The sequence below is a fragment of the Streptomyces sp. B21-083 genome, from assembly GCF_036898825.1.
GTDB lineage: Bacteria > Actinomycetota > Actinomycetes > Streptomycetales > Streptomycetaceae > Streptomyces.
Map to the genome: position 1 here is coordinate 578,163 of NZ_JARUND010000001.1, position 23,137 is coordinate 601,299.

19 protein-coding genes are annotated in these 23,137 nt (G+C 70.3%); 12 read left to right on the forward strand and 7 right to left on the reverse strand.

Features of this window, described 5'->3' with window-relative positions; genetic code table 11:
• Positions 1-101 precede the first annotated feature (101 nt).
• The 3 genes from QA861_RS02655 to QA861_RS02665 are packed head-to-tail and all read right to left on the reverse strand — an operon-like array spanning position 102 to position 2,261.
• Entirely contained in the window at positions 102-953 is an 852-nt protein-coding gene (locus tag QA861_RS02655; protein ID WP_334586551.1) for an ABC transporter permease, read from the reverse strand.
• On the reverse strand, positions 913-1,794 hold the full coding sequence (locus QA861_RS02660) for an ATP-binding cassette domain-containing protein (RefSeq protein WP_334590429.1): 882 nt from the start codon (positions 1,792-1,794) through the stop codon (positions 913-915). The genes QA861_RS02655 and QA861_RS02660 overlap by 41 nt, the downstream gene beginning before the upstream one ends.
• A gap of 11 nt (positions 1,795-1,805) precedes the next feature.
• A complete protein-coding gene (locus QA861_RS02665) occupies positions 1,806-2,261 on the reverse strand; it encodes a MarR family winged helix-turn-helix transcriptional regulator (RefSeq protein WP_334586552.1) in 456 nt (151 codons plus the stop codon).
• A 304-nt stretch (positions 2,262-2,565) separates the two neighbouring features.
• On the opposite strand from QA861_RS02665, the gene QA861_RS02670 reads away from it, so the two are divergent.
• Both QA861_RS02670 and QA861_RS02675 read left to right on the forward strand, forming a co-directional pair.
• Positions 2,566-3,426 (forward strand): SigB/SigF/SigG family RNA polymerase sigma factor, encoded by an 861-nt coding sequence (locus tag QA861_RS02670; protein ID WP_334586553.1) that lies wholly within the window; start codon positions 2,566-2,568, stop codon positions 3,424-3,426.
• Between the two features lie 579 nt (positions 3,427-4,005).
• Entirely contained in the window at positions 4,006-4,818 is an 813-nt protein-coding gene (locus QA861_RS02675) for a VOC family protein (protein WP_334586554.1), read from the forward strand.
• A gap of 517 nt (positions 4,819-5,335) precedes the next feature.
• On the opposite strand, the gene QA861_RS02680 is transcribed toward QA861_RS02675, so the two are convergent.
• Complete coding sequence (locus QA861_RS02680; RefSeq protein ID WP_334586555.1) at positions 5,336-5,839, reverse strand: pep a2; 504 nt, start codon at positions 5,837-5,839, stop codon at positions 5,336-5,338.
• A gap of 246 nt (positions 5,840-6,085) precedes the next feature.
• Between QA861_RS02680 and QA861_RS02685 the strand changes: the two genes are divergently transcribed.
• The 8 genes from QA861_RS02685 to QA861_RS02720 all read left to right on the forward strand — a co-directional run bounded on the left by QA861_RS02685 (position 6,086) and on the right by QA861_RS02720 (position 17,718).
• Positions 6,086-6,382, forward strand: a complete 297-nt coding sequence (locus tag QA861_RS02685) for a DUF5133 domain-containing protein (protein ID WP_334586556.1) — start codon at positions 6,086-6,088, stop codon at positions 6,380-6,382.
• Between the two features lie 64 nt (positions 6,383-6,446).
• The gene (locus QA861_RS02690) at positions 6,447-8,435 is read left to right on the forward strand and encodes an alpha-1,4-glucan--maltose-1-phosphate maltosyltransferase (protein WP_334586557.1); all 1,989 of its coding nucleotides are present in this window, start codon (positions 6,447-6,449) and stop codon (positions 8,433-8,435) included.
• A gap of 4 nt (positions 8,436-8,439) precedes the next feature.
• Positions 8,440-10,158 carry a maltose alpha-D-glucosyltransferase gene (gene treS, locus QA861_RS02695; protein WP_334586558.1) on the forward strand — a complete coding sequence of 573 codons (1,719 nt, stop codon included), beginning with the start codon at positions 8,440-8,442 and terminating at the stop codon, positions 10,156-10,158.
• Positions 10,159-10,186: 28 nt separating this feature from the next.
• Positions 10,187-11,566, forward strand: a complete 1,380-nt coding sequence (locus QA861_RS02700) for a maltokinase N-terminal cap-like domain-containing protein (RefSeq protein WP_334586559.1) — start codon at positions 10,187-10,189, stop codon at positions 11,564-11,566.
• Between the two features lie 5 nt (positions 11,567-11,571).
• Complete coding sequence (glgB, locus tag QA861_RS02705) at positions 11,572-13,791, forward strand: 1,4-alpha-glucan branching enzyme (RefSeq protein ID WP_443041432.1); 2,220 nt, start codon at positions 11,572-11,574, stop codon at positions 13,789-13,791.
• A gap of 172 nt (positions 13,792-13,963) precedes the next feature.
• A complete protein-coding gene (locus tag QA861_RS02710) occupies positions 13,964-15,874 on the forward strand; it encodes an AMP-dependent synthetase/ligase (protein WP_334586560.1) in 1,911 nt (636 codons plus the stop codon).
• Between the two features lie 100 nt (positions 15,875-15,974).
• On the forward strand, positions 15,975-16,868 hold the full coding sequence (locus QA861_RS02715; RefSeq protein ID WP_334586561.1) for a Gfo/Idh/MocA family protein: 894 nt from the start codon (positions 15,975-15,977) through the stop codon (positions 16,866-16,868).
• A gap of 394 nt (positions 16,869-17,262) precedes the next feature.
• On the forward strand, positions 17,263-17,718 hold the full coding sequence (locus QA861_RS02720; RefSeq protein ID WP_334586562.1) for a cyclic nucleotide-binding domain-containing protein: 456 nt from the start codon (positions 17,263-17,265) through the stop codon (positions 17,716-17,718).
• Between the two features lie 18 nt (positions 17,719-17,736).
• On the opposite strand, the gene QA861_RS02725 is transcribed toward QA861_RS02720, so the two are convergent.
• Positions 17,737-19,038 carry an MFS transporter gene (locus QA861_RS02725; protein ID WP_443041433.1) on the reverse strand — a complete coding sequence of 434 codons (1,302 nt, stop codon included), beginning with the start codon at positions 19,036-19,038 and terminating at the stop codon, positions 17,737-17,739.
• Between the two features lie 33 nt (positions 19,039-19,071).
• Positions 19,072-19,803 carry a TetR/AcrR family transcriptional regulator gene (locus QA861_RS02730; RefSeq protein WP_334586563.1) on the reverse strand — a complete coding sequence of 244 codons (732 nt, stop codon included), beginning with the start codon at positions 19,801-19,803 and terminating at the stop codon, positions 19,072-19,074.
• A 106-nt stretch (positions 19,804-19,909) separates the two neighbouring features.
• On the opposite strand from QA861_RS02730, the gene QA861_RS02735 reads away from it, so the two are divergent.
• On the forward strand, positions 19,910-21,127 hold the full coding sequence (locus QA861_RS02735; protein WP_334586564.1) for a saccharopine dehydrogenase family protein: 1,218 nt from the start codon (positions 19,910-19,912) through the stop codon (positions 21,125-21,127).
• Positions 21,128-21,179: 52 nt separating this feature from the next.
• On the opposite strand, the gene QA861_RS02740 is transcribed toward QA861_RS02735, so the two are convergent.
• Positions 21,180-22,604, reverse strand: a complete 1,425-nt coding sequence (locus QA861_RS02740) for a M1 family metallopeptidase (protein WP_334586565.1) — start codon at positions 22,602-22,604, stop codon at positions 21,180-21,182.
• A gap of 156 nt (positions 22,605-22,760) precedes the next feature.
• Here QA861_RS02740 and QA861_RS02745 point away from each other — a divergent pair, with 156 nt between their 5' ends.
• Entirely contained in the window at positions 22,761-23,123 is a 363-nt protein-coding gene (locus QA861_RS02745) for a DUF488 domain-containing protein (protein ID WP_334586566.1), read from the forward strand.
• The last annotated feature ends 14 nt before the right edge of the window (positions 23,124-23,137 follow it).

Genomic DNA, 23,137 nt, shown 5'->3' on the forward strand with positions numbered 1-23,137 from the left:
ACTGATCAAGCGGTGTGCAGCGGAAATCCACCGTAGGGCCGTCCCACACCAGGTGGACGCGTGCCGCACATCACGTTCCGGTGCATGGTCGTGACCGGCGTTCAGCGGGCCAGCCGGCCCAGCAGCGAGGAGGCCGCGACGACACTGAGGACGGCGGCGAGCAGCAGGACCCCGAAGTCGACGGCGAGGTTGGCCGGGGTGCCGAGGAGAAGGCCCCGCAGGGCGTTCACCTGATAGCTCAGCGGGTTGATCCGGCTGACGATCTGGAGCCAGCCCGGCATCACGCTGACCGGGTAGAGGGCGTTGGAGCCGAAGAAGAGCGGCATGGTGATGGCCTGGCCGATGCCCATCAGCCGGTCGCGGGTGAGGACGATCCCGGCGATCGTCATCGACAGGCAGGAGAAGAAGGCGGAGCCGAGGACGACGGCCGCGGCGACTCCGAGCAGCCGGAGCGGGTTCCAGGTCAGGGCCACGCCGAGCAGGGCGGCGATGACGATCACGACGACGGCCTGGATCAGGGCCTTCACACCGGCCGCGAAGGCCTTGCCGGTGACCAGGGCCGCGCGCGGGGTCGGGGTGACAAGGAGTTTGGTGAGGATTCCGGCGTCCCGCTCCCAGATGATCATGATGCCGTAGAAGATGGCGATGAACATCGCGGACTGGGCGATGATCCCGGGCGCCAGATAGTCGAGGTACGGGATGCCACCGGTGGGTATCGCCCTGATCCGGGTGAAGGTCTCGCCGAAGATGAGCAGCCAGAGAGCGGGCTGGATGGCCCTGGTGTACAGCTCGGTACGGTCGTGGCGGAGTTTCTGCAGTTCGACGGCGCACATCGCGCCGACCCGGGCGGGCAGCACCCGCCAGCCGGTTCTGGGCAGCGGCGGCACGAGCAGGAGGTTCAGGGCCGTGGGGTCAGCCGACGCGGGAAGCGGTGCGGCGGGTGCTGCGGACATCGCGGAAGTCTCCTGACCTGTCGTCGAGGCCGCTGCCGGCGACGTCCCGGAAGACGTCCTCCAGCGTGGGCGGCGGGGCGGAGTCGGACGCGCCCTCGGCCCGGCGCCGTTCGCCGAGTCCCGCCCGGAGTTCGTCGGGGGTGCCGAGGGCGCGGATGCGGCCGTGGTGCATCAGGGCGACGCGGTCGCAGTACTGGTCGGCCTCGTCCATGTAGTGCGTGGTCACCAGGACGGTCATACCGGTGGCGGCGCGCACGGCGTCGATGTGCTCCCACACGCCCGTCCTGGCGATGGGGTCGAGCCCGATGGTCGGTTCGTCGAGGATGAGCAGCCGGGGCGCGCTGACCAGCGCCTGAGCGAGTTCGAGCCGGCGCACCATGCCGCCGGAGTACGTCCCCGCGAGCCGGTCGGCGGCGTCGGTGAGGCCTACCGCCGCCAGGGCCTGGCCGACCCGCTCGGCCCGCTCTCGGCGCGGGACGTCGAAGACCCGGGCGAACAGGACGACGTTCTCGCGTCCGGTGAGCCCGGAGTCGGCGGACAGTTGCTGCGGTACGTATCCGAGCAGTCGGCGCACCGCCATCCGGTCCCCGGCGGCGTCGTGGCCGAAGACGCGGACCATGCCGGCGAGCACCGGCAGGAGCGTGGTGACGCACCGGATCGCCGTGGTCTTGCCCGCGCCGTTGGGCCCGAGAAGGCCGAACACCTCCCCCTGCCGGACGGTGAGATCGAGTCCGTCGACGGCCCTGGTCCCGCCGAAGGCGTACACGAGGCCGGTACAGCTGACGGCCGCCAGGCTCTCAGCGGCGCTCTCGGCCGCCTTCTCGGCGGTCGTCTCGGTGATCCGTTCCGCTGTCACGTCTCCTCCGTCTCCTCGTGCAGGTTGCGGGCGAGTGTCCGCAGGGCCGGGAGCGCGGCCCGCAGGGCGTCCCGGTCCGCGTCGTCGAGAAGGGACACCTGCCGCCGTACGAGAGCGGCGCGCCGTTCCCGCCACTCCCTGAGGCGGGCCTCGGCCGCCGGGGTGGGCAGCAGCCGCGCGGCCCGCCGGTCGGCCGGATCCGTGCCGCGGATCAGGTAACCGGCTGCGACCAGCTGGTTCACCAGCGTCGACACGGAGTTGCCCGCCAGGTACAGCTCCCGGGCGGCGTCGGAGATACCGATGCCGGGGCGGCCGATGACCAGACGCAGCAGCTCGACCTCGGCGCCCCGCAGCCGGGGCACGCTCGTCCCGCCGCGCAGTCGGCGCCGGATCAGCCGCTGCACTCCGAGGAGCGCGTCGGCCAGTTCGTCCGGCAGGGTCTCTGGGTCCACACATCGAGATTAGCTCTGTGCCAGAGGTAATGAACCATGGGGAAGAAATGGAGCGGTCAAGAACATGTATACGGCACGTTCCATTTCGTGAATTCGCATCGCGATCAATCGGAAACACTGAGTCATACTTTATGCGGATTTGTTTCCGTACCGCCCGGAGCGGGAATTGGTCATTCAGTGCTTCGGACTGGAGGCACGCCCGTGGGAGCCGGTTCGCCGGACTCCGGCCGACCTCCGTCCGGTCCGTGAGCGCACCCTCCCCCGGTGTCTGTCCATCCAGCACCAGCTGAGGAAGGTGCGCGCGATGCGTATCGCCACCAGAACGAGGCAACATCCGCACGATGACGCCCCCGACACCGCCGCCGACTTCGAGCGGCTCGCCCGGCTCCCCGAAGGACCGGAACGTCAGACGCTCCGGGACGACCTCGTACGGGCCTGGCTGCCCATGTCCGAGCGGATCGCCGTCCGGTACCGGGGGCGCGGTGAGGCCCTGGAGGACCTCTACCAGGTCGCTGCCGTCGGACTCGTCAAGGCCGTCGACCACTACGACCCCGAGCGCGGCGCCGCCTTCGAGGCCTACGCCGTACCGACCGTCACCGGCGAGATCAAGCGCCACTTCCGCGACCATCTGTGGGCGCTGCACGTGCCGCGCCGGGTCCAGGATCTGCGCAACCGGGTGCGCACGGCCTCCAGGGAACTCGCCGCCACCATCCCGGGGCGGCCCCCGACCGACGCCGAGATCGCCGCGTACGCACAGCTGAGCGAGAGCGAGGTACGCACCGGCAGGGAGGCCCTGGAGTGCTTCTCCGTGCTGTCGCTGGAGGCGGAGATGCCGCGCACCGACGGATACGCGCTCACGGACACCGTCGGCAGAACCGACCCCGGCTTCGACCTGATCGTCGACCGCACAGCCGTCAGTCCCTGTCTGCGGGCTCTGCCCGAGCGCGAGCGAACCATCCTCTACCTGCGCTTCTTCGGCGGGATGACCCAGAGCCGGATCGCGTCGCAACTCGGTATCTCGCAGATGCACGTCTCCCGGCTGCTCAGCACCTGCTGTGCGCGCATCCGCGAGGAGCTCGACGAGGAGTCCGCCGTCGAGCCGTCCGTCGAACACGCCGGGCGGAGCCGGGCGCGGCACGGCGACATGCTCGCCGACGCCCGCTGAGGACCGGCCGGACCCGTACACACCACAGTCGCCCGGGCAACTGCTTCAATGCCGGGCGACTGGGGGACGGGCTCACTGCCGAACCCTCCCGGGAACGGTTCACCAGCGCCCACCTCTCCCGGTTGCACCGGAGGGACGGAGTTGAAACACACTCCCCTCGCGTGACTTCGCTCGTCGCCGGCGAACCGGCCAGGACCTGTCCGGCCGATCAAGTCGCAGGAAGGCAGCGGCTCCTGTCTGATCCCGGTGAGCGGGGTGATGGGGGTCCCCCCGCGCGAGGTTGTTCGAGCGTGGGGGAGCGTGCAGCTGCAAGGCGGAGGAGGGCGTCGACGCGATGGGGGTCCCCCCCGCGCGAGCGAAGTCGAGCGTGGGGGAGTCGGCAACCGACGACAACGCGGCTGGGGGTCCCCCCTCCGGGGGAGTGCGTGCCACACCCCGCGTCTGCGACATGATCGGCCGGACAGGCCGTAGGTGCCGACAGGCCCGATCGGGGTACTCGACAGGCACCGGGACGGGGATCGGCCGGAGACTGGTGTCCCACCGGTGCCCGCAGGTCGACGAAGTCAGGACACGAGTGCCATGAACCACGCAACACATCCCCGCGGCGCGACGGACCTCGTCTCGACCCATTCCGTGTTCGGCGCCCCCTGCTGGGTGAGTCTGACCAGCCGCGACCTGCGGGCCACCGAGGCGTTCTACAGCGCCGTACTGGGCTGGAGGTGGCGTCCGGCCCGGCTGGGCGACCGCTTCCGGGTCGCTCTGGTCGACGGCACACCTGTCGCGGGGATCGCCGCGGTGGCCTCCGTATGGCAGATGGTGGTCGCCTGGACCCCGTACTTCGCCGTGCCGAGCGCGGACGAGGCGGTGGCCCGGGTCCGCGAGCGCGGCGGTACGGCGGCGGTCGGGCCGCTCTCCCTCCCGCCCGGCCGGGCGGCCCTGCTGGCCGACCGCGACGGCGCGATCTTCGGCGTCTGGGAGGGAGAGCTGCTGGCCGGCTGGGAGGCCTGGCGGCGGTCGGCGCCGACGTTCGTACGGCTGCACACCCGTGACGCCTTCGACGCGGCCATCTTCTACGGCGAGATCCTGGAGTGGGCTTCGGACCGGCCCGGTTGCTGCCAGGTCCTCTACGAGGGCAACGAGGTCGTGCTGCGAAGCCGGGGCGACATCGTGGCCCGCATCGTGTCGGGCGCGCTGGAGGCCGCGCCCGATCCCACGATCCGGCCGCACTGGCAGGTCCACTTCGCGGTCGAGGACGTGGCGGCCTGCGTCAAGGCCGCGCAGGACAACGGCGGCAGCGTCCTGCGGCACGACTCCGCTTCCGTGCCGTACGAGGCGGTGCTGCGCGATCCGGACGGGGCGCAGTTCACGGTGACTTCACGCATCCCGCGCTGAGGCCGACGGCTACCGGACCGACGAGTACAGGTACCGGTCGCCGCCTTCCCGAAGCCGGGTGTGGACCGGGCCGATCCAGAGCGGCAGGCCCTGGTACCGTTCCCAGCGGGCGACCCGCCACCCGCGGGCCGGCCACGCCGACGCGAAGAGCAGCGGCCAGAGCGCCAGCGCTCGCCCCCCACACCGCTCCGCCGCCCGGCGCGGACGCCACGAGGCCGAAGTCCCGCCCTCCCCCGAACCACTTCAGCCGGGAGACGGTGAGGACCCCGAACCCCGCGGTGCACACCAGGGCGAGCAGAGCGAGGGCGATCGCGAGGGCGACACCTCGCGGCGCCCCCGGAGCACCCTCCGCCCCGAACACCACCCCGGCGCTCACCGCTGTCGCGCAGACCGCGAGAATCCCGCACGTCACTTCGTAATGGACATACCTGACCACGACGTTCCCCCTGTGCCCAGCCCCGCCCCCCGTAGCAGGGTGCCGACTTCACTATGCCCAGGGAGAATCGGCAGTACCGCTCTACGCGTTCACGAGGACGCCCGGTGCCCACTGCTCCGCACCGGCGAAGGCCGACCCGCCTCGCGGCGTCCGGCATCCCTCCCGCAGGCTCGGCGCGGGCGGGGCCGGGATCAATGGGACTCCTTCGCAGGAGCGGGCCCGGCGCGAGAACCAGATGACCTTGGCGCCCGTGTCGGTGTCGCAGCAGCCCCAGCCGTCGCTCGCCGCGGCGATCCGGGCCAGGCAGTTGCCGAGTTCCTGGTCGAGCCGCAGGTCACGGTCGTTCTCGGCGATGGCGGTGATGAGGTGCTGGCCGTTCCACCACATCTCGATCACCGCGCGCTTGTCGGTCGCGTGCCCGTCGATGGCGCTCAACAGAGCTTCGGTGCCGTCACATACGGACCCGGCCAGGTGTTCCAGGTCCCAGAGCCGGAGGTGGGCGGCCAGAATGCGGCTCACCTGCCCGATCCGTTCCGGACAGACCTCCACGTCGAGGTGGTAGTAGCAGGACTCTGCGGTTCTCATCGTCGTTGCTCCTCACGGCGGCGGACCCACGCTCCCTACGCTGTGCGGGGCAGGGCCCCGAGCGCGAAGCGTGAGCACTGTTCGCTTCTGAGTCACCTCCCAGAGTGGGAGCGCTAGTCCATTCGTGCAACACGAGCACGACACCCGGTGGTTGAAGATCCAACAAGACGCTGGGTCGTCCCGCGTGCACCATGAGTGAAGGTCTCGCCGTAGAAGCAGTGAGTCACGAGGAAGGGGACCAGCGCCATGCTGCTGCCCGCCAAAGCCGAGGTCGCCCGACAGCTGAACAGGTACCGGGAGTGGGAGCGCGTCATGCTCGCGGCCCCGTCCGACCGTTCGGCCCGGGACAGTTTCGAGGACTCGGGCTACACCCTGTGTGTACTGATGGGGAAGCGGTGTGCGCGGGAGGCCGTGCACGCCGCCGAGCGCTATCTCCGTACCAGCCTGGTCGCCTACCTCCGGGAGCAGGCCGGATGGGCCCACGCGGACCGCTTCACGGGGCACGCTCCCCCCGCCGTGCAGCGCTCCACGGCGGGCGGATAGCACCGCCCACGGCTCCCGCCGACCCTGACCGACCCTGATCCCGACCACGCCAGAGGTGAGACCCATGAGCCCGACCCCGGCCATCGGCCGCATCCCGGTGCGGGATGTGCGCCCGGCCGTCGAAAGCGGCAGGCGCCCGGCGAAGGCCGTCGCGGGCGAGACCTTCCAGGTCTCCGCGACGGTCTTCCGCGAAGGTCATGACGCGATCGGCGCGAACGTGGTGCTGTGCGACGCGGCGGGCCGGCCGGGCCCCTGGACACCGATGCGTGAACTGGCCCCGGGCACCGACCGCTGGGGCGCGGACGTCACCCCGGACACGGCGGGCCACTGGACCTACCGGGTCGAGGCGTGGGGCGATCCGATCAGCACCTGGCGGCACCACGCGGGCATCAAGATCCCGGCCGGGATCGATGTCGGGCTGGTGCTGGAGGAGGGCGCACTCCTGTACGAGCGTGCCGCCGCGGGTGTGCCGGAGCGGGCGGCGCGGGCTGCCGTACTGGCCGCGGCACAGGCCCTGGGCGACGACTCACTCCCGGTCGCGGATCGCCTCGAACCGGCGCTGACTCCGGCGGTGGACAAGGTGTTGCGCCGGTATCCGCTGCGTGAGCCGCTCACCTCCAGTGAGCCGTCGGCGCTGGTGGTGGAGCGGGAACGGGCCCTGTACGGGGCCTGGTACGAGTTCTTCCCGCGTTCGGAGGGCACGCCCGAGCAGCCGCACGGCACGTTCCGGACGGCGGCGCGGCGGTTGCCGGCGATCGCCGCGATGGGCTTCGACGTCCTGTACCTGCCGCCGATCCATCCGATCGGCCACACCTTCCGCAAGGGCCCCAACAACACCCTGTCCGCGTCGGCGCAGGATGTGGGGGTGCCGTGGGCGATCGGTTCCGAGGCGGGCGGCCATGACGCCGTCCACCCCGGTCTGGGGACCCTGGAGGACTTCGACTTCTTCGTCGCCGAGGCCGCCCGGCACGGGCTGGAAGTGGCGCTGGACTTCGCACTGCAGTGCTCGCCGGACCATCCCTGGGTGCAGAAGTATCCGCAGTGGTTCCATCACCGCCCCGACGGGACGATCGCCTACGCGGAGAACCCGCCCAAGAAGTACCAGGACATCTACCCCATCGCCTTCGACGCCGACCTGCCCGGTCTGGTCGCGGAGACGGTGCGGGTGCTGCGGCACTGGATGGACCACGGGGTGCGGATCTTCCGGGTCGACAACCCGCACACCAAACCGGTCGTCTTCTGGGAACAGGTGATCGCGGACATCAACCGCACCGACCCGGACGTGATCTTCCTGGCGGAGGCGTTCACCCGCCCGGCGATGATGCACACCCTGGCCCAGGTCGGCTTCCAGCAGTCGTACACCTACTTCACCTGGCGTACCACCAAGAGCGAACTCACCGACTACCTGACCGAGTTGTCCGGGGACGCCGCCGCGTACATGCGCCCGAATTTCTTCGTCAACACCCCCGACATCCTGCACGCGTACCTTCAGCAGGGCGGACGCCCCGCCTTCGAGGTACGCGCCGTGCTCGCCGCGACACTCTCCCCGACCTGGGGCGTATACAGCGGCTACGAACTGTGCGAGAACACCCCGCTGCGCGAGAGCAGCGAAGAATACCTGGACTCCGAGAAATACCAACTCCGCTCCAGGGACTGGGAATCGGCCGAACGGAACGGGCATTCGATCGCCCCGCTCATCGCCGCCCTCAACCGGATCAGACGCGACCACCCCGCCCTGCGCCGGCTCAGGAACCTGCACTTCCACCGCACCGACAACGACGCGGTGATCGCGTACAGCAAGCGCACCGGCGAGGACACGGTGCTGGTGGTCGTGAACCTCGACCCTCACCACACCCAGCAGGCGACGGTCTCGTTGGACATGCCGCAACTCGGCCTGGACAAGCGGGAAGACGAGGGATGTTCCCTCGCGGTGCGTGACGAGCTGAGCGGTGAGACCTACCGCTGGGGCCGCACCAACTACGTACGTCTGGAGCCGGGCAGGGCGCCCGCGCACGTATTCCACCTGCTGCGGTACTCGACTGGAGGCCAGTAACACCGTGACCGTCAACGACCCTGTTCCGGACACCTTCGAGGACACTCCCGCCAAGGACCGGGACCCCGAGTGGTTCAAACGCGCCGTCTTCTACGAGGTCCTCGTCCGCTCCTTCCAGGACAGCAACGGCGACGGCATCGGCGACCTCAAAGGCCTCACCGCCAAACTCGACTACCTCCAATGGCTCGGCATCGACTGCCTCTGGCTCCCCCCCTTCTTCAAATCCCCCCTCCGCGACGGCGGCTACGACGTCTCCGACTACACCGCCGTCCTCCCCGAATTCGGCGACCTCGCCGACTTCGTCGAATTCGTCGACGCCGCCCACCAACGCGGCATGCGCGTCATCATCGACTTCGTCATGAACCACACCAGCGACCAACACCCCTGGTTCCAGGAATCCAGAAACAACCCCCAAGGCCCCTACGGCGACTACTACGTCTGGGCCGACAAAGACGAACAATACCCAGACGCCCGCATCATCTTCGTCGACACCGAAGCCTCCAACTGGACCTTCGACCCCGTCCGCAAGCAGTACTACTGGCACCGCTTCTTCTCCCACCAACCCGACCTCAACTACGAAAACCCCGCAGTCCAGGAAGAAATCCTCTCCGCCCTCAAATTCTGGCTCGACCTCGGCATCGACGGCTTCCGCCTCGACGCCGTCCCCTACCTCTACCAGGCCGAGGGCACCAACTGCGAAAACCTCCCCGCCACCCACGACTTCCTCAAACACGTCCGCAAGGAAATCGACGCCCACTACCCCGACACGGTCCTGCTCGCGGAAGCCAACCAGTGGCCAGAAGACGTCGTCGACTACTTCGGTGACTTCGCCAGCGGCGGCGACGAATGCCACATGGCATTCCACTTCCCCGTCATGCCCCGCATCTTCATGGCAGTCAGGCGTGAATCGCGTTACCCGGTCTCCGAAATCCTCGCCAAAACCCCGGCCATCCCCAACAACTGCCAGTGGGGAATCTTCCTGCGCAACCACGACGAGCTCACCCTCGAAATGGTCACCGACGAAGAACGCGACTACATGTGGGCCGAATACGCCAAAGACCCCCGCATGCGCGCCAACATCGGCATCCGACGCCGCCTCGCCCCCCTCCTCGACAACGACCGCAACCAGATCGAACTCTTCACCGCCCTCCTGCTGTCCCTCCCCGGCTCGCCGATCCTCTACTACGGCGACGAGATCGGCATGGGCGACAACATCTGGCTCGGCGACCGCGACGCCGTCCGCACCCCCATGCAATGGACCCCCGACCGCAACGCCGGCTTCTCCTCCTGCGACCCCGGCCGCCTCGTCCTGCCCACGATCATGGACCCCGTCTACGGCTACCAGGTCACCAACGTCGAAGCCTCCATGTCGTCCCCCTCCTCGCTCCTGCACTGGACCCGGCGCATGATCGAGATCCGCAAACAGAACCCCGCCTTCGGTCTCGGCTCCTACACCGAACTCCCCTCCTCCAACCCCGCCGTGATCGCCTTCCTACGCGAACACAAGGACGACCTCGTCCTGTGCGTCCACAACTTCTCCCGCTTCGCCCAGCCCACCGAGCTCGACCTGCAAGCCTTCAGCGGCGCACACCCCGTCGAACTCATCGGCGGAGTCCGCTTCCCCGCCATCGGTGAACTCCCCTACCTCCTCACCCTCGCAGGCCACGGCTTCTACTGGTTCCGGCTCACCCGAGCCGCCCCGCGCACCGCCCGACGACCGTGACCGACCGCCCCGCGAAAGGAGCGTCACCATGCCGAAGACCGCATCTCTTCGCCCGAGCCGGACGGCGGCCCTCGCCGAGCCGCTGAGCTCGCTCGGTGGGCTGCTCCGCGAGTGGCTGCCGCAGCAGCGCTGGTTCGCGGGCAAGGACCGGCCTGTCACGGACCTGGACCTGCTGTCGATGACGGAGCTGTTTCCGGGCTGCCTGCACCTGCTCGTCCGCACCGGCCACACGGCCGTCCCCGTCCCCGGCGGCCCTCCCCCGCCCGGCGACTGCTACCAACTGCTCCTCCGCGTCCAGGACCGTCCGTCGCCGCACCTCGGCCGGGCTCTCATCGGCCGCGCACACGAGGGTCCCTTGGCCGGCCTGCTGGTCTACGACGCCTTGCAGGACCCCCGGACGGCCGAACTGCTGCTGGAGCGCCTCCGTCACCCCGGAACGGCCGGCCCCCTGCGCTTCGAGGCCGACCCCGCCGTCAGCGTGCCCGCCGGACTCACCCCGCGTCTCCTCGACGTGGAACAGTCCAACACCTCGCTCGTGTACGGCGACTCGTTCATCCTGAAGGTGCTCAGACGCGTCCAGCCGGGTGTCCACCCCGACCTGGAGGTGCCCGCCGCCCTCGCCCGGCAGGGCTGCGCCCGGGTACCCGCCCCGGCCGCCTGGTTCAGGACCGATCTGCCTCAGGACGCGACCCTCGGGGTGCTCCAGCCCTTCCTGCCCGGCGCCTTTGACGGCTGGACACTCGCTCTGCGCGCCCTCGCCTCGGGGCACCCCTTCACCGACGAGGCCCACGAGTTGGGCCGCGCCACCGCCGACGTCCACCTGGCCCTCGCGACCGCCTTCCCCTGCGACACCCACGGCGGACGGCACAGCAGACGTACGGCGGCGGCGATGACCGACCGTCTCGATGCCGCCGTGCACTGCGTACCGGCGTTGCGGCCGTACGCCCGGGGGCTGCGAGCCGCGTTCGACACCCTGGCCGGGTTCGACGCCGGCCCGGCCGCGCAGCGCGTCCACGGTGATCTGCACCTCGGACAGGTGCTGCGCACGGGCGGTACCGGCGGGGACTGGTACGTGATCGACTTCGAGGGCGAGCCGTCCCGCCCGCTCGCGGAGCGACGCAGCACCCAGTCACCGGTCCGGGACATCGCCGGCATGCTGCGCTCCTTCGACTACGCCGCCCGCACCCGGCTGCCATGGCGCCCCGAGTGGGCCCGGCGCTGCCGGGAGGCCTACTGCGCGGGGTACGCCGCCCGGGCCGGGTGGGACCCGCGCCGCGACCCCGGGCTGCTGCGCGCGTACGAGACCGACCGCGCCGTGTACGAGGTCGTCTACGAGGCCAGACACCGCCCGGACTGGCTCCCCGTCCCTATGGCGGCGATCGAACGACTCGCCGTCCGAGGAGGCTGACCGCTGTGGCCCTGCACGACCCCTCTCTCCCCGACACGCCCTCCCTGGGCAGGCCCGACGCCCTGTGGGATCCCGACGACAGGCGGCGCCTGCTCGCGGGCACCCATCACGACCCGCACTCCGTCCTGGGCGCACATCCCCTGCCCGTCGGCGGGGTCGTCTTCCGTGCGCTGCGCCCGTTCGCACGGGGAGTGAGCGTGCTTGTCGACGGGCGGCCGAACAGGCTCGACGACGACGGCGACGGGTTCTTCAGCGCCGTACTCCCCTTCGATCCCTCCTCCGCGACGCTTCCGGACCACACGCTGCTGGTGTCGTACGAGGGCGGCTCGTCGGAGGTCGGGGATCCGTACCGTTTCCTGCCCGCGCTCGGTGAGCTGGATCTGCATCTCATCCGGGAGGGGCGGCACGAGGAGCTGTGGAAGGCGCTGGGCGCCGAGCCGATGACCCACCAGGGCGTCACCGGCACCCGCTTCACCGTCTGGGCGCCGAACGCGCAGGGGGTGAGGGTCGCCGGGGACTTCACCTGCTGGGACGGCACCGCCCACCCGATGCGTTCCCTCGGCGCCGCCGGGGTGTGGGAGCTGTTCGTGCCCGGTGTGGGTGAGGGCGAGCGGTACAAGTTCGAGGTCGTGGGCCGGGACGGTGGCCGGGTCATGAAGGCGGACCCGATGGCCCGGCGCACCGAGGTGCCGCCCGCGACGGCGTCCGTCGTCACCGCCTCGCATTACGACTGGGGCGACGAGGAGTGGCTCGCGCGCCGCTCCGGCAGCGCGGTGCGCGAGAAGCCGTTCTCCGTGTACGAGGTCCATCTCCCGTCCTGGCGCCTCGGGTCGACGTACCGTCAACTGGCTGACGAGCTTCCCGCATACGTGGCCGACCTGGGCTTCACCCATGTACAGCTCATGCCGGTCGCCGAGCATCCGTTCGGCCCGTCCTGGGGGTATCAGGTCACCTCCTACTACGCGCCGACCGCCCGGCTGGGTTCCCCAGACGACTTCCGGTATCTGGTCGACGCGCTGCACCGGGCCGGTGTCGGCGTCCTGTTGGACTGGGTTCCGGCGCACTTCCCCAAGGACGAGTGGGCGCTGGCCCGGTTCGACGGGGGGCCCCTCTACGAGCCCGGTGACGCGCGGCGGGCCGAGCATCCGGACTGGGGGACGTACGAGTTCGACCTCGGGCGGACCGAGGTGCGCAACTTCCTGGTCGCCAACGCCGTGTACTGGTGCGAGGAGTTCCATCTCGACGGGCTGCGGGTGGACGCGGTCGCCTCGATGCTCTACCTCGACTACTCGCGCGATTCGGGGCAGTGGACGCCGAACGTGCACGGCGGACGGGAGGATCTCGACGCGGTCGCCTTCCTCCAGGAGATGAACGCCACCCTGTACCGGAGGGTCCCGGGGGTCATGACGATCGCCGAGGAGTCGACCGCGTGGGACGGGGTGACCCGGCCCACCGACAGTGGCGGGCTCGGCTTCGGTCTGAAGTGGAACATGGGCTGGATGCACGACTCGCTCGGCTACGTCCAGCACGAGCCGGTCCACCGCAAGTACCACCACCACGAGATGACGTTCTCCATGGTGTACGCGTACAGCGAGAACTACGTCCTGCCCATCTCCCACGACGAAGTGGTCCACGGCAAACGGTCGTTGGTGTCGAAGATGCCGGGCGACTGGTGGCAGCGACGGGCGACCGAGCGGGCGTACCTCGGTTTCATGTGGGCCCACCCCGGCAAGCAACTCCTCTTCATGGGACAGGAGTTCGCCCAGGGTTCCGAGTGGTCCGAGGCCGACGGGCCGGACTGGTGGCTGCTGGACCCCACGTACGCGGCAGAGCCCGATCACCGGGGTGTCCGCGATCTCGTCCGTGATCTCAACACCGTCTACCGGCGCACCCCCGCGCTCTGGCAGCGCGACACCGACCCTGCCGGTTTCCGTTGGGTGGCCGGGGACGCCGCCGAGGACAACGTGTTCGCCTTCCTCCGCTACGACGCGGCAGGAGCGCCCCTGTTGGCCGTCAGCAACTTCTCGCCGGTGGTCCGCCACGACTACCGTCTCGACGTTCCCGGCTCGGTCACCGCCTGGCAGGAGGTCCTCAACACGGACGCCGCCCGCTACGGAGGCGGCGACATCCTCAACCCCGGGGCGGTGACGCCCAGGTCGTCGGGCATCCGGCTGACTCTGCCACCGCTCGCCACGGTGTGGCTGACGCCGGCCCGAATGGGGTGAAGTGCGATGAGGTGACATGAGGTGCGGTCACGGAAGTTCTCTTCCGAAACCTCCGGGGGACAACGACTTCACAGTTCCCGACAACAAAGCCCGTGACCTGAGCTAGATTCGTTCACCGTCGATAACTCCACTCGTCGGCGCGGTCACAGTCAGTACGATCCAGGAGCAGCGCATGCGCGACTTCGCCCTCGCTCCCCCCACCACCGCCGCACCGTTTACGGGCGGTCTCGCCGACAGCGTCTTCGACACGGCGATCCGTGAACCGGACCTGGTGCAGCTCGCGCGCCGCGCCGATCCGGCCAGACAGGTCTGGACCAAGGTGACGGCCGCCGAACTGCGGGACGAGGTCGTCGACCTGGCCAAGGGGTTCATCGCCTCCGGCATCTCACCGGGCCGCCGGGTGGCCATCATGGCCCGCACCCGTTATGAGTGGACGGTGCTCTGCTACGCGCTCTGGGCGGTGGGCGCCGAGGTCGTGCCGATCTACCCGACCTCCTCCCGCGACCAGGTCGCCTGGATCCTCGCGGACTCGCAGTGCAGCGCCGTCGTCGTCGAGGACGAACAGGGCCTCATGACCGTCGGCTCGGTGTGCACCTCGCTGCCCCTGCTGCGCAACGTGTGGCAGCTGGACGACGGGGCCCTCGCCCAACTCGTGGAGCTGGGGCGGTCGGTGGCGACGACGACGGTCGACTCCTTGCGCCGGATCGTGCTGCCGGACTCGGCCGCGGTGATCGCCTACACGTCCGGCACGACCGGGCATCCGCGCGGCTGCGCCCTGAGTCACCGCAGTCTGGCCAGCCCCTGTGACACCCTGCTCGCGGGCTGGAGGCACACGGCGGCACCCCCCGGCGAACAGCCGAAGGTTCTCGCCTTCCTGCCCTTCTCCCACGTGTACGGCCTGATGGTCCAGAACCTGTGTCTGCGCGGCGGCCTCCTGATGGGCCACGAACCCGACCTGAGCGGGGAGGCGCTGTCCTCGGCGATGCTCTCCTTCCGGCCGACGTACCTGTACGCCGTGCCGTCGGTGTTCGAGAAGATCTACAAGAACTTCCTGCGCGCCGCCCAGAGATCGGGCCGGGGCAGCCTGTTCGAGCGTGCCGTCGACACCGCCCGCGACTTCGCGACGGCTGTCGAACGGCAGCGACTGGGCACGGGCTCCGGACCAGGCTTCGACCTGCGGCTCCAACACGCCCTCTACGAGCGGACGGTGTACCGCAAACTCCGTGGCGCCCTGGGCGGCCGGGTGTGCGGCGCGGTGTCGGGCGGCTCGCCCCTCAACCGTGAACTCGCCCTGTTCTACTCGGGGATCGGCATCCTCGTCCACGACGGCTACGGCCTCACCGAGACCTGCGGGGGCGTCACCGCACAGCCCGTGGGCCGGGAGAAGTTCGGGACGGTGGGAAAGCCACTGCCCGGCACGGAGATCCGGGTCGCGGAGGACGGCGAGATCCTGGTGCACGGCACCTCCGTCTTCCAGGGGTACGTGAACGACGAAGCCGGGAACCGGGCAGCGCTGCGGGGCGGCTGGCTGGCCACCGGGGACATCGGGCGGCTGGACAAGGAGGGGTATCTGACGATCACCGGGCGCAAGAAGGACATCATCATCACCAGCAGCGGCAAGAGCGTCGCCCCGACCGCCCTGGAGCATCGGCTGCGCATGCATCCGCTCGTGCACCAGGCGGTGATCGTGGGCGACAACCGGCCGTGTGTGGGCGCGCTGATCACCCTCGACCCGGAGTTCCTGGCCCACTGGCGCGCCTCGCTGGCCCTGCAGGAGGACACGCCGCACCGTCAGGCGCGCGAGGAGAACGCCCTGCGGGAGGAGATCGCCCGGGCCGTCGCCGCCGCCAACAGCGCGGTGTCGCGGTCCGAGTCGATCCGGGTCTTCCGGGTCCTCCCGGAGCCCTTCGCGCTCAGCAACGGCCTGCTGACCCCCTCGATGAAGCTGCGCCGGGACGCGATCGTGCGGCACTACGCCTTCGAGATCGACGCGATGTACCAGGCCAGGACACGCTCTCCCCGGCCGAACGCGGCGGCGGACGAACTCGCGCACTGGGACGACTCGGACAACGTGTTCCGCTGATCGCCGGGCGCGTACGCGGGGCAGTTCTTGGTTGACGGTACGACGGACAGGCCCGCAGAGTGATCTCCGAATCGGCTCCCGTACGGATTGGACCCTCCCCGTGACCAGTACCGCCGCACCGTGGTCGCACGCGCCCGTCAAGGTCGGGCTCGTCGGCGCCGGACCCTGGGCGCAGTGGGTGTACGCACGCATGCTGGCCGCCGGGCCCGAGACCGAACTCGCCGGGGTCTGGGCGCGTCGCCCGGAGGCGGCAAAGGAGACGGCGGCGCCGTACGGCGCCCCGGTCGTCGCCCGGTTCGAGGAACTGCTCGACTCCTGCGAGGCGCTGGCGTTCGCCGTGCCGCCCGCCGTCCAGGCCGAACTCGCCCTGCGCGCCGCGAAGGCGGGCAAGGCGCTGCTGCTGGAGAAGCCGATCGCCGAGGATCTCGGGGCGGCCCGCCGGCTGGTGGACGCGATCGACGAGGCGGGGGTCGTCTCCCAGGTGACCCTGACGAACCGCTTCCACCCCGAGACGCGCCGGTTCCTGGCGGCGGCGAGCGAGGCGGATGTGTTCGGCGCTCGGGCGGCCTTTCTGAGCGGTGCCTTCCTCGGCGGCGCGTTCGCGAGCCCCTGGCGGCTCGAACAGGGCGCGCTGCTCGATCTGGGACCGCACGTCCTCGACCTCCTCGACGCCTCCGTGGGGCCGATCACTCGGGTGCGCGGCACCGGAGATCCGCGCCGGTGGATCGAACTCACCTGCGAACACGAGAACGGTGCGGTCAGCCAGGCGTCCCTGTCCGGTTCGGTGAACGTGGCACAGGGCTCCGCCCGCGTCGAACTCTACGGATCCGGCCCGCAGTTGGTGTTCGACAGCGCGGAACTCGACCACGAGGAGACCTGGCCGGTCCTGCGCCGCGAGTTCGCGACCGCCGTGCGCACCGGTGTCTCCGGTGAGCTCGACGCCCGTCGCGGGCTGCGTCTGCAGACGCTGATGGCCCAGGTGTCCGAGGGCTGAGCAACCCCGAGAACGCGCGTGACGTGGATCACTCGCCGCTTCCGAGTGGATGCGGAACAACCCGGAGGGGCCGGCCGTTCTTCTGTACGTGGCTGCGGAGGGGACAGTGTCCCCGGGCCTCACCTATAGCCCATGGGGAAGATCGTTCGGCTGAAGCCCCATGGAGCCTTTCGCCGCGAGGCGACCGCCCTCCGCGTGCCACCACCTACGGCCCTGGCTGGTCTCCCCCGTCCAGCCAGGGCCTTTTTCTGTCAAAAGCAGATTCCTGCCCGCCGCCGAGGTGCCCGGCGCGTCCGCAACCGCTCAAATGGGTGTAGGGGAAGCCGCCGGAACCGAGCAGTGCGCTGTCGTGGCGGACGTCTTCCCTCCCGATCGCCGGTGAGGAGCCCTGCTCATGACCAAAGCGACAAAGCTGCTGACCGCCCTTCCTCCGCCACGCCGTGAGCGGCTGCTCGCACTCGCGACGGAGGTGTCCTTCCCCGAGGACTGCAGGATCTTCGAGCAGGGCGGCACCGCCGACCGCTTCTGGGTCGTCCGCTCAGGCGCGGTCTCCCTGGTCCAGCAGGTGACGCCGGTGCAGCGGGTGACCGTGGCCAGCCTCGGGTCGGGCGATCTGCTCGGCTGGTCCTGGCTCTTCCCGCCCCACCAGTGGGACTTCGGCGCCGAGGCGTTCAGTCCCGTACGCGCGTACGAGTTCCACGCGGCGTCGGTGCTGGAACTCTGTGAGGAGGAACCGGCCCTCGGGCTGCAACTGGTGCGGGTCATCGCCGAGATCCTCGCCCATCGGCTGGAGCTGACCCGGGGCCGGCTGATGGACCACTTCTCCCTGCACAAGCGGGGGCCGGGCTGAGGAGTGCGGCTCTGTGGCTCAGACGCGGTAGCGGCGCAGCGCCGGCATCGCGGCCGTCAGGGCCAGGGTGACGGCGACGACCAGGAGTCCGCCGCCGGCGACGGCCGTGCGGGGGCCCAGGGCGGATGCCGTGGTGCCGTGCAGCAGGTCGGCCAGTCGGGGACCGCCCACGACGACCACCGTGAAGACGCCCTGCATCCGGCCGCGCATCTCGTCGGTCGCCGCCGACAGCAGGATCGCCACCCGGAAGACGCTGGAGACCAGGTCGGCGACTCCGGCGACGACCAGGAACGTCACCGCCACCCACAGGCTGCCGCTCAGCCCGAACCCGGTGATCGCCAGCCCCCAGGCGACGACCGCGCCGATCACCATCCAGCCGTGCCGGCGCGCCCGCGAGAACGTGCCGGAGAACAGTCCGCCGAGCACCGCGCCCACGGGGATCGCCGCGAACAGCAGGCCGAGGGCGAGTCCCTCCCCGTAGGGGGCGTACGTCTGGGCGGCCAGCTGCGGGAACAGGGCGCGGGGCATGCCGAAGACCATGGCGACGATGTCCGCGAGGAAGGAGAGCAGGAGCACCTTGTGCAGGGCGATGTAGCGGAAGCCGGCCACGATCTCCTGGGCGCCCGCCTTCCGGGAGGCCGCCGGGCCCGGCGGCAGCGCGGGCAGCCGGAAGACGGACCACAGGGTGACGCACAGGGCGAGCGCGTCGAGCAGATACAGCTCGGCGAGACCGATGACGGGTATCAGGGCGCCGGCGAGCAGCGGTCCCGCGACCAGGCCGGTCTGCATGACGGTCGTACCGAGGGCGTTGGCCGCGGCGAACTCCTCCTCGGGGACCAGCTGGGCGACGACGGCACTGCGGGCCGGTGAGTTCAGGCCGAAGAACGCCTGCTGGAGGGCGAGCAGGAGCATCAGGGTCGCCACCGAGTCGAGGCCGACGAGGGCCTGGATCCAGAACAGCAGCGAGGTGACGGCGATGCCGGTGTTGGTGATCAGCAGCAGCTTGCGGCGGTCCATGCTGTCGGCGATCGCGCCGCCCCACAGGGCGAACACGACCAGGGGCAGGAGCCCTGCCAGGCTCGCGTAGCCGACCCACGCGGAGGAGCCGGTGATGTCGTAGATCTGCTTGGGCACGGCGACGGCGGTGAGCTGGCTGCCGACGGCGGTGACGGCGGTCGAGGACCACAGGCGGCGGTAGGCGGGGCGGCGCAGGGGCCGGGTGTCCATGGCCAGGCGGCGCCTGGCCGGGCGAGGGTCGTTCGGGGGCACGGTCGGCTGAGAGTCCGAGTCGTTGCCGGTGCTGCTGTCGCTGGGGTCCACAGGTGTCCTGGTTGCTCGTTACATCCAATCGGCTCAGCTTTCAATATCACAAGTACTGCGGGGGCCTTCTCCGGCGAGCGTCCGTGCGGCGCTGTCCAGCAGCATGTCGAGGGCCGTCGGATAGGCGCTGGCGACCATGCGGGCGGCGAGCAGGGGGGCCGCTTCGGCGATGCGGGGGTGGGTGGTGCGGGGCAGCCGGGCGTAGGTCGAGCGCCACATGTCCTCGTCGGCGGTGAGGCTGGCGCGCGGCAGGGCCAGGGAGGCGGCGTCGAGGGCGGCGAAGGCCAGCGTCTGGTCGATGAAGGCGTGGTAGATCCGTACCGTCTCCGGCAGCGGGAAACCGGCCGTGCGCAGGACGTCCAGGATGGCCTCGTCGGCGGCCAGCTCGTTGGCGCGGCCCGTGACACGGCCGGCGGTCAGGGCGGCGGCCTGCGGATGGGCGACGTACACCGCGTGGACGCGCAGCCCGATGGCGCGCAGGTCCGCCGACCACTCACCCGTGGGCCGCCAGCCGTGCAGCGCCTGGCCGATGAGGGCGTCGCCGATGGCGAGGGTCAGATCGTCCATGCCCCGGAAGTAGCGGTAGAGGGTGCTCGGGTCGGCGTCCAGGGCGAGGCCCAGGCGGCGGGCGGTGAGACCGGCGCTGCCGTGTTCGCGGAGCATGCGCAGGGCGGTGTCGACGATCAGCGCTTCGGACAGCACGGTGCCGCCCCTGGTGGGACGGCGGCGCCGCCGCTTCTCCTCCGGCACGACCTGCTTGGCCACGGCCACCCCTCCACTCTTATGCCAACGCCATTGACCTTAGACGACGGCAAGGCGTTGGATCGGGCGGACAACAGCTTCCCAACCTTCGCGAACAGGGAGATTTGCCATGCGGGTACTGCTCGTGGGAGCCGGCGGTGTGGGGACCGCGATCACCCGGATCGCCGCCCGGCGCTCCTTCTTCGACCGGATGGTCGTGGCCGACTACGACCCGGCGCGGGCCGAGGCCGCGGTCGCGGCGCTCGACGCCGGGGAGCGGTTCGTGGCGGAGCGGGTCGACGCGGCCGACGAGAGTGCGGTGGCGGAGCTGCTGGCCCGGCACGGGTGCGATGTCCTGCTCAACGCGACCGATCCGCGCTTCGTGATGCCGCTGTTCCGCGCGGCCCGCGCCGCCGGGGTCACCTATCTCGACATGGCGATGTCCCTGTCGCGCCCGCACGCCGAGCGGCCGCACGAGGTGTGCGGGGTCAAGCTCGGCGACGAACAGTTCGCGGCGGCGGACGAGTGGGCGAAGGCGGGCGCGCTGGCCCTGGTCGGCATGGGTGTGGAGCCAGGCATGTCCGATGTGTTCGCCCGGTACGCGGCCGACGAACTCTTCGACGAGATCGAGGAGATCGGCATCCGCGACGGAGCGAACCTCACCGTCGACGGCTACGACTTCGCGCCGTCCTTCAGCATCTGGACGACGATCGAGGAGTGCCTCAACCCGCCGGTCGTCTACGAGTCCGGCCGGGGCTGGTTCACCACACCGCCCTTCAGCGAACCGGAGGTGTTCGACTTCCCCGAGGGCATCGGCCCGGTGGAGTGCGTGAACGTCGAGCACGAGGAGGTGCTGCTCGTGCCGCGCTGGATCGACGCGCGCCGCGTCACCTTCAAGTACGGCCTGGGCGAGGAGTTCGTCCAGACCCTCAGGACGCTCCATCTGCTCGGCCTTGACCGCACCGACCCCGTGACCGTCCCGAGCGCCGCCGGACCCGTCCCGGTGTCGCCCCGGGACGTCGTCGCCGCCTGTCTGCCCGACCCGGCGACACTGGGCGAGCGCATGCACGGCAAGACGTGCGCGGGGACCTGGGTCAAGGGCACGAAGGACGGGGCGCCCCGTGAGGTGTACCTGTACCACGTGGTCGACAACCAGTGGTCCGTGGCGGAGTACGGCTCCCAGGCGGTGGTGTGGCAGACGGCTGTCAATCCGGTCGTCGCCCTGGAACTCGTCGCCACCGGGGCCTGGTCCGGCGCGGGTGTCCTCGGCCCGGAGGCTTTCCCGGCGCGCCCCTTCCTGGATCTGCTGACGGTGTACGGCTCGCCGTGGGGAATGCGCGAGCAGTGAGGTGCTCTCCCCGGGCCGAAACCCGGGGAGCCGGGCGTCCTACGGCGCGGTGCTACGGCGCGGAGGGCTTGCCCTTGGTGCCGATCCAGGTCCGGAACAGCTGGTCGAGGTCCTTGCCGGAGACATGCTCGGCGAGGGCGGTGAACTGGGCGGTCGTACCGTGCCCGCCCCGGTGCTCGGTGGCCCAGGTGCGCAGGATCTTGAAGAAGGCCGGGTCACCGACCGCCTTGCGGAGCTTGTGCAGGGCCATCGCACCGCGGTCGTAGACGGGCCGGCCGAAGATGTTGGCGCCGCTGCCCGGGTCGGCCGGCGGGAACGACCACAGGTCGTCGTCCTTGGCCGTGGCGTACAGGCCGTCGAAGGTCTTCTGGGCGCTCGGGCCGCCGTGCTGTTCCGCGTACAGCCACTCCGTGTACGTCGCGAAGCTCTCGTTGAGCCAGATGTCCTTCCAGGTGGTGAGGGCGACGGAGTCGCCGAACCACTGGTGGGCGTTCTCGTGGACGAGGGTGCTCAGGCCGGGTGCCCGGTCGTAGACGGGACGGGTCTGTGTCTCCAGCGCGAAGCCGACCTGCGGGGCGCGGTCGACGATGGATCCGGCGGCCTTGTACGGGTACGGGCCGAAGAGCTTGGCCTCCCAGTCCAGGACGGACGGCAGTTTCTTCAGCACGGGCGCGGCCGCGGAGGCCTCGCGCGGGTCGACGGCGTTGTAGACCTTGATGCCGCCGCGCGTGGTGTACTGCTCGACCTTGAACTTCCCGACCGTGGCCGTGGCCAGGTACGCGGCCATCGGCTCGGTCTGGCGCCAGCGGAAGGTGGACTTGCCGCCGGCTGTCTTCTGGCTCAGGAGGACACCGTTGGCGACCGCGGTGCGGCCCTGGGGGACGGTGATCGTGAAGTCGTAGGAGGCCTTGTCCTTGGGGTGGTTGTTGCCGGGGAACCAGCTCATGGAGCCCTGCGGTTCGCCGGCGACGAACACGCCGTCGTCGGTGGCGATCCAGCCGTCCTTCGAGCCGTCCGGGTCGATGACGGCCTTGGGGACACCGGTGTAGGTGACGGCGACCTGGAACGTCTGGTTCTTGTTCAGGGCGCGGCGCGGGCTGACGATCAGCTCCTGCCCGGAGCGCCGGAAACCGGCCTTCACGCGGTCGACGGTGAGGGCGGTGACCTTCAGGCCGCTGAGGTCGAGGTTGAAGCGGGTCAGCTTCTGGGTCGCGCGGACGGTGAGTACGGCCTTGCCGTCGAGGTGGCGGCTCACGGGGTCGTAGCGGAGGTTCAGGTCGTAATGGGCGACGTGGTAGCCACCGTTTCCGGACAGCGGGAAGTACGGGTCACCGACGCCGGAGGTGCCCGTCGTCGCCGCTCCGGCAGGTGCGGCGGCGGCCAGCAGGGCCGCGAGAGCGACGGGCACTGTCGCGACGACGGCGTCACGGCGGAGGACTGCGGTGCGGCTGCCTGCGTACTTCCTGGGGGGTCTCACGCGAGCTCCTACGGTGATAGGTCTGATCATCATCAGGTCTTTCACCCTAGAGGCGCCACCGCACGGATTCCTCCCCCTTCTGGTCAAGTTGCGAGTCGTCGGGACCGGCCACATCATTCTTTCGGCCCTCTCTCCCCGCCCCGCCGGAGGTGCACCGTGACCGTCCGCGTCCGTCGTGTCTACGAACCGCCCGAGCCGGACGACGGCGTCCGCGTCCTCGTCGACCGGCTGTGGCCGCGAGGCCTGTCCAAGGACGCGGCGCGGATCGACGAATGGCCGAAGGCACTCACCCCGTCGACCGAGCTGCGCCGCTGGCACCACGCCCAGGAGGACACCTCCGACGGGTACGAGGAGTTCCGGCGCCGGTACGAGGCGGAGCTGGCCGCGCCCGAGGCGGCGGAAGCCCTGGACGCGCTGCGCGCGCTGGCCGGCGAGGGACCGGTGACACTCCTGACCGCCACCAGGTCCCCCGCGCGGAGCCAAACCTCAGTACTGGTCGAACTGCTGACGTCCGATTGAAGGCACGGAAGGAA